The 2,459-nt window shown below is 35.9% G+C and carries 3 protein-coding genes; all 3 read left to right on the top strand.

What is annotated here, in order from left to right; translation table 11 throughout:
• Window positions 1–156 precede the first annotated feature (156 nt).
• Window positions 157–300: a hypothetical protein gene (locus T515_RS17520; protein ID WP_155988416.1), complete on the top strand. Its 144-nt coding sequence runs from the start codon at window positions 157–159 to the stop codon at window positions 298–300.
• Between the two features lie 115 nt (window positions 301–415).
• Window positions 416–811, top strand: coding sequence for a helix-turn-helix domain-containing protein (locus T515_RS16005; RefSeq protein ID WP_051671827.1), 396 nt, complete (start codon window positions 416–418; stop codon window positions 809–811).
• Window positions 812–1,128: 317 nt separating this feature from the next.
• Window positions 1,129–2,217: a hypothetical protein gene (locus T515_RS16000; protein ID WP_036613514.1), complete on the top strand. Its 1,089-nt coding sequence runs from the start codon at window positions 1,129–1,131 to the stop codon at window positions 2,215–2,217.
• The last annotated feature ends 242 nt before the right edge of the window (window positions 2,218–2,459 follow it).

Raw genomic sequence — 2,459 nt, 5'->3', positions numbered from 1 at the left:
TACCTTATTTGAAAGTGACCTATGCCTTTTTATTTGTCTAATGTATAGAGTTTTCAAGGTGCATCACACCTTTTGGGTGTGGGAAGTTTGAGTATATTATTTAAACCGGTGTTTCAGTAATTATTACCATTATCATTGTTGTGATGAGGCATTTTTATGGAAGTAAAAGACATATTTGGTTCTGGAGAAGCGATAAATAAACTCATTGAAACTGTTGAAAAAGCAGTAGGCTGGTTTTGTGTTTCTATTAAGAAAAAAAGAGACACAAAAGGTAGTGTTGAAAATGTTCGAAACACTTGACAGGCATTTTATTCTGAGATACAGTTCATATAAATGAAATTGGGCCATAATTTTGAAGCAATGTTGTAGTGCTGAAATTATTTTGAAACGGAAGCTAAATGGTGGGGACGATTAAATGACAATAAGTGAGAGAATATTTGAAAGACTAGCACAATTATCCATGACACAAAAGGAGTTTTCTGAAAAGACAGGGATTCTGCCGAGTACAATCAGTGAGTGGAAAAAGAACAAGACCAATCCATCGTCTGAAAAGATCATGCCAATTTGTGAAGCAATTGGAGTTACACCGGAGTGGTTGCTTTCTGGAATAGATCCTGCGGGGAGCAGGGAGGAGGGGCGTGATTATTATACTGTGAAGAAGAATACAGATATGGGAAGACTGATTTCCTACTATAACATGCTCGAACAGGCTTTTCGTGAGCGAATGATTGGGTATGCAGAAGCTTATGCTTCATTGAAAGAAAAGGATGAAGGTACTCATCCTAAGAAAAAAGGAACTGGAGATAAATAAATTTGTCAAGACCAAAAAGAGAATGGTATCCGGGAGCCACATACCATGTAATGAGCCGGGGGAACCGGAGATTAACACTGTATAAAGACGCTGATGACTTTCTGTCTTTTCTGCATAGTATCAGCAGAGCAAAGGAACTGTATCCATTTAAGATTCATTCTGCCTTATGACAAATCACTTTCATATGGTCATAGAGACCGTGGACATAGCTTTTTGGAAAATCATGCAGAGAATACTTCATCCATATACCATGAATTTCAATCGGAAATATAACTATACCGGACACTTATTTGAGAGCAGAGCTGGGGGAGAATACTATGCAACTGACCAAAGAGGCAGAACCGTATTTCATTACATTTGAGCTTGAAGAAGTAGAAAAAAGATTTAATAACGTTGTAAATTTTTGCGTGACATACGTAAATATTAATTTGCAGGAATACAAGGGAGTAGCACTCAGAATTAGTCCTATAGTTGGCTTTTTTAGGGGGGATGAAATAGCAGCTTTCGCTGACAGAGTATATGAAAACTCATATTCTATTGAAATGAATATGCCGAGCTGGTCCGTAATATATAATTTTTCTCATAACATTGTATTACAACCACCTATCAAAAAACTTTTTTACGATTATTTACAACGTGAACTTACAGATGACTTATTAGCATTTTATGCAGAAGTTATAAATGACATGATGATAAAAATTCTTGTATTCCACGAATTAGGACACATTTATAATGGACATATTGACTATATCAAGCAAAAAGAAAAAGAATATGGTGTAAAAGAAGATTCTAAAGCATTCAGTACAAGCGGAAAAAAAGCGAGACCTTTTATTGAGCCCAATGTATGGCAAGCTTTAGAATGGAATGCGGATGATTTTTCGGCGACAAGGATGGTTGGCATATTTACCCACAAGGAAAACCTGAATCATCTTGGTATAGATGATTGCTTTTCTATGTTTTTGATGGTTATTTCGGCCATCTCTTTATATACATTAATGGAAATGGGAATAAAGGCTAATTATCCTGTAAACTATAAAGAACAAGAACATTTGCCTAAAAGATATAGATTAGAAAAATATGTAGATACACTTTTTCAAGCGTATAAGTATATCCTAAATAAAGAGTTCGGGGGCTTTAATAAGAAACTGGTTACAGAAACATTAATCCCTTTCTTTGAAACTAATGCCGAGTGTTTTATGAAAAGCTATTTTGAGGATTATAAGAATATCAGCATTTCAATTGATAATAACAAAGAAGAGCTTGATGATGCGCATAGGAAATATTATGAAAAAGTTGATAGAGACTATATGATAATGTTGAAGAAGGAACTCGAAGGATATGCTTTTTTTGAAGTGGTTGATAATGAAACCCTGTTTAAGGGAGAGATATTGAAACTACTGTACTGAAAAACCGTGAACCGTGTATCGGAAATTTTTTATAAACTTTTGTTATAGTTGGTTGACAGGTGGAGGATTATTTGCAAAACGTACTTGAGAGGATATTGGATGTGATTTTCCTGAAGGATTAACTCACGGCTAAAAAATATCGTGTACAGGTGCCTGTCAGTGCGCCCTGCTAAGGGCGCTTCATATAGCGGATTGCAAACGTCCGCCCGATAAGCTGTAAGCCGCAGCATCGGAAGCGAGTC

The organism is Oribacterium sp. P6A1, assembly GCF_000702885.1.
GTDB lineage: Bacteria > Bacillota > Clostridia > Lachnospirales > Lachnospiraceae > Oribacterium.
This window is presented reverse-complemented; position numbering and strand designations above follow the sequence as displayed.

Bases quoted from the DNA above. Each gene is read 5' to 3' on its own strand.
- T515_RS17520 (WP_155988416.1), top strand. From the start codon at position 157: ATGGAAGTAAAAGACATATTTGGTTCTGGAGAAGCGATAAATAAACTC.
- T515_RS16005 (WP_051671827.1), top strand. From the start codon at position 416: ATGACAATAAGTGAGAGAATATTTGAAAGACTAGCACAATTATCCATG.
- T515_RS16000 (WP_036613514.1), top strand. From the start codon at position 1,129: ATGCAACTGACCAAAGAGGCAGAACCGTATTTCATTACATTTGAGCTT.